Annotated in this window: 4 protein-coding genes and 1 pseudogene; all 5 read left to right on the top strand. The window is 63.2% G+C overall.

Annotation, left to right across the window (positions count from 1 at the left end; genetic code table 11):
* A partial coding sequence (glmM, locus tag WA702_RS25320) for a phosphoglucosamine mutase (protein WP_425113278.1) occupies positions 1-923 on the top strand: 923 nt, incomplete at its 5' end.
* A 321-nt stretch (positions 924-1,244) separates the two neighbouring features.
* On the top strand, positions 1,245-2,120 hold the full coding sequence (locus tag WA702_RS25315; RefSeq protein ID WP_425113277.1) for an outer membrane protein: 876 nt from the start codon (positions 1,245-1,247) through the stop codon (positions 2,118-2,120).
* A 197-nt stretch (positions 2,121-2,317) separates the two neighbouring features.
* The gene (locus tag WA702_RS25310) at positions 2,318-3,172 is read left to right on the top strand and encodes an outer membrane protein (RefSeq protein WP_425113276.1); all 855 of its coding nucleotides are present in this window, start codon (positions 2,318-2,320) and stop codon (positions 3,170-3,172) included.
* 85 nt (positions 3,173-3,257) lie between these two features.
* The gene (locus WA702_RS25305; RefSeq protein ID WP_425113275.1) at positions 3,258-3,848 is read left to right on the top strand and encodes a glutathione S-transferase family protein; all 591 of its coding nucleotides are present in this window, start codon (positions 3,258-3,260) and stop codon (positions 3,846-3,848) included.
* Positions 3,849-3,862: 14 nt separating this feature from the next.
* Positions 3,863-4,267 (top strand): annotated as a pseudogene (locus tag WA702_RS25300) (GNAT family N-acetyltransferase); the annotation flags it as partial.
* Between the last annotated feature and the right edge of the window lie 116 nt (positions 4,268-4,383).

The raw sequence follows: 4,383 nt of genomic DNA, 5'->3' as shown, positions 1-4,383 counted from the left end.
GCGCGAGTCTCGGGCGCGCCCGCCGCATCGATGGCGTCCATGACCGCTACATCGAATTCGCCAAGCGTACCTTGCCGCGCGACATCTCGCTGGACGGCCTGCGCGTCGTGGTCGATTGCGCCAATGGTGCGGCCTACAAGGTGGTGCCGGAAGCGCTGTGGGAATTGGGCGCCGACGTGATCTCCATCGGCGTCGAACCCGACGGCTTCAACATCAACAAGGAATGCGGGTCGACCTCGCCGGAAGCGCTGTGTCGCAAGGTGCGGGAGATGCGCGCCGACATCGGCATCGCGCTCGACGGTGACGCCGATCGCGTCATCCTGGTCGATGAACGCGGCCATATCGTCGACGGCGACCAACTGCTTGCGGTGATCGCGCAGAGCTGGAAGGAAGACGGCCGCCTGGCGCGGCCCGGCATCGTCGCCACCGTGATGTCCAACCTTGGGCTCGAACGCTTCCTGCAGGGGCAGGGGCTAGAGCTGGTGCGCACGCCGGTGGGCGACCGCCATGTGCTCGAGCGCATGCTGGCCGACGGCTACAATCTCGGCGGCGAGCAGTCCGGTCACATCATCCTGTCCGACTACGCAACGACCGGCGACGGCTTTGTCGCGGCGCTGCAGGTGCTGGCGACCGTGCAGAAGCTGCGCAAGCCGGTGTCGGAGGTCTGCCATCGCTTCGATCCGCTGCCGCAGATCCTCAAGAACGTGCGCTACCGGAGCGGCAAGCCGCTCGACGACGCCGAGGTGAAGTCGGCGATCGAAACCGGACACAAGCGCCTCAACGGTCACGGCCGTCTCCTGGTGCGCTCGTCCGGCACCGAACCGGTGATCCGCGTGATGGGCGAGGGCGACGACCGCATCCTGGTCGAGGAAGTCGTCGACTACATCGTGGATGCACTCGGACAGGCCGCCGCGGCGGCCTGATCTTCCCGATACCTGCACGACCGGGGCATTTGCGGCTGCGCGGCGATCGCCCGGCCGGCCGCTTTTTTATGCGCAGCGCGACCGCTGGATGCGGCCTGCGGCAATCGTTAACCGCTGCCGCTTGGTAATGCATTGTTAGGACATGCGGCGAGCCTGCCGCAATCCGGCGAGCTGTTAGTTCGATTGCGCGCATAGTCAGAAAATATCAACCTTAAAAATTAGGGTTAAGTGGCACTTAAGCATTTGCTGCCATCCTGCAGCCGTCAGTTTCGATGTGGGGCCTTCTTTTCATTCTCCTCACCGGCAAAAGGGATGAAGCCGATGCGTAGCGTATTATCTTTGCTTGCCGCGGGAGCGGCCACCCTGTTCTCCACCTTCGCCTTCGCGGCGGATATGCCGATTGCGCCTCCGCCGGCCTACGCGCCGCCGCCGCCGGCCGATTTCGGCGGCTGGTATCTGCGCGGCGATATCGGCTTCTCGAACCAGAGCATGAAGAACATCCAGAAGTCGGATAATCCGGTGCTCACCTCGCTGAACCAGAGCACCACGTTCGACACCGGCGGCATCTTCGATGTCGGCGTCGGTTATCGCTTCAACAACTGGTTCCGCACCGACCTCACCGCGCAGTATCGCGGCAAGTCGAACTTCAAGGGGTCCGACGTCTTTACGGCGCAGGCCTACGGCCTCAACTACAACGGTCAGGACAACTACAACGCCAGCAAGTCCGAGCTGCTGTTCCTGGCCAACGCCTATGTCGATCTCGGCACCTGGTGGTGCATCACGCCGTTCGTCGGCGCCGGCGTCGGCGCCTCGCGCGTCAGCATCTCCGGCTTCAGCGATACCGGGGTCAACAACGTGCATGCTCCTGACCTCATCAACAACATCCCAGCGTATGTCGGCGGACCACTAAATGCGGGCTACGCCACGGCCGGCAATGCCTCGAAGTGGAATTTCGCCTGGGCTGCTCACGCCGGTCTTGCCTATCACGTTACGCCGAACGTCACCCTCGAACTGGCTTACAGCTACGTCGATCTCGGTAGCGGTACCACCGGTACGATCTCGACCTTCGACGGCTACAGCCGTGGCACGTCCTACAAATTCAACAACATCACCTCGAACGATGTGAAGCTCGGCGTGCGCTGGGATCTCGACACGCCGCCGCCGCCGCCCCAGCCGGTTCTCTACCGCAAGGGCTGATAAGCGTGGTCTGATACAAACAAGCGGCTATCAACTAACAACGGCGCGGGATCTGTTCCGCGCCGTTTGCGCTTGTCTCGCCGCGCGAACCATGCCGGCCAGAAAGAATTGCACGATAGAGGGCTTGACAACGAAAGATTAAGGTTAACACGCGATGATCCGTTCCAGAGTTCAAGCGTCTGATTTGGAGCGTTGCGATGCGTAGCCTGGTATTGGCGGTGGTGCTGTCTGGCGTGGTGTCTGCCGCGCATGCCGCCGATCTCCCCGATCTTCCCATTCTGCGGGGCGGCCTGACCGAGGGGTTGTCCTCCTCCCGCGTCAATTGGGACGGCTACTATGTCGGCGCCCAGGGTGGCTACGGGGCATCCGACGAAAGCTTCAGCGGCAGCAATCAGACGATGACGGCCGCTCTGCTCGCCAATACAGCCATCGAAAGCGCCTATGGCGTATCGAAATGGTCGCTTCCTTTCGGAAAGACCACGGCGCAGACCGGCTCCTACGGAGCCTTTGCGGGCTACAACTCGCAATGGGACGACGTCGTGCTCGGCGTCGAGATGAGCTACATGCACGGCAAGTTCGGAGGCACATCGACAGCGACCATGGGTCCGCTCGTGTTTCCCACCCCGACCGCGGGACCCCTCTACCACAGCGTCACCTCAAGCGCCTCTTCCTCGATATCGATCTCCGACATGGCGACGATTCGCGGCCGCGCCGGCTATGCGATGGGAAGCTTCCTGCCTTACGGATTCTTCGGGCTCGCAATCGGCAAGGCGGACACCACCAAAAGTGCTGCCGTCTTGGACAAATACGCGCAGACCCTCGTTGGTGTATATGACGCCTGCGGTAACGGCACTTTTCCGGTCTGCGCGACAATGAGTGCCTCCGAGGGACAGCATAATCGTCTCATCTACGGTTATTCTGCCGGTCTCGGCGTCGACGTCAATCTGGTCGCCGGCCTCTTTGCCCGCTTTGAATACGAGTATGTCCGCTTCACGACCACCGTCGACACCAACATCAACACGGTGCGCGCCGGCCTCGGCTACAAGTTCTGAGGCTTTCAAAGACCTGCCAGTCGCTTCAGGCGATTGACAGTGGCGCGTCCTCCTGCTGCTCTGTGTTCGTCACGGGACGGCAGGCATGAAAATCTACGGCGATCGCATCTCCGGCAATTGCCTCAAGGTAAAGTGGGTGTGCGATCTGCTCGCGCTGCCTTACGCCTGGATCGACGTCGATGTCGTCAAAGGCGAGACCCGCAGCGCGGATTTCCTCGCGCTCAACCCTTGGGGCCAGGTGCCGACCGTCGTCTTCGATGACGGCCGAACCCTGGCGCAGTCCAACGCCATCATCCGCTATCTCGCGCGCGACAGCCACCTCATTCCGGCTGACGCTTTCACGGCAGCGCAGATGGACGGCTGGCTGTTCTGGGAGCAGTACAGCCACGAGCCCTATATCGCCGTGCGCCGCTTTCACCTGACCTATCTCGGCAAGCCGGCCGATGCGCTCGATCCGAAGCTGGAGACGCGAGGTTATGCCGCGCTCGACATCATGGAGCGCAGGTTGAGCGAAGCGCGCCATCTCGCGGGCGACGCGCTCTCGCTTGCCGACATCGCGCTGCTTGCCTATACGCGTCTCGCGCATGAGGGCGGCTTCGATCTTACCCGTTACGACGGAATCCGGCGCTGGATTGCCCAGAGTGAGGCCGAGCTCCGCCTTGCGCCGGCGCATTGAATTGCGGAATGCCAATGAGTGAAGTTTCAGGAATCACCATCCGCCCGGCGCGGCGCGACGATGTCGGCGCCATCATCGCCATGCTGGCGGACGATCACCTCGGCCGGACGCGGGAGCGCATCGAAGAGCCGCTGCCGCAATGCTATTTCGACGCGTTCGATAGGGTCGCGCGCGACGCCAATCTGCAGCTCGTCGTCGCGGAGCAGGCGGGCAGGGTGGTCGGCTGCCTGCAGCTCTGCCTGCTGCCGGGGCTGAGCTCGCAAGGCGCGATGCGCGCGCTGGTCGAGGATGTCCGCGTCGCCTCCGACCGGCGCAGCCGCGGCATCGGCGAGCAATTGCTGCAATGGGCGATCGGCGAGGCGCGCGCCAAGCGGGCGGCGCTGCTGGAGCTGCTCACCCACGAGAGCCGCATCGACGCCAGCATCGTCGTGCAATGCCGGGCATCGCTCGACGAAACCGAGGAATTCCTGCGGCTGGCCGATGCGACGCCCTTCGTGACCGCCGTTGTCGGCTGGGCCGACCTCACCGATCCCGT

Origin of the sequence: Bradyrhizobium sp. (assembly GCF_049798375.1) — a bacterium.
In the GTDB taxonomy this organism is placed as follows: Bacteria; Pseudomonadota; Alphaproteobacteria; order Rhizobiales; family Xanthobacteraceae; genus Bradyrhizobium.
Note: the sequence above shows the minus strand (reverse complement) of the source record. Positions and strands in the feature narration are given on the sequence as shown.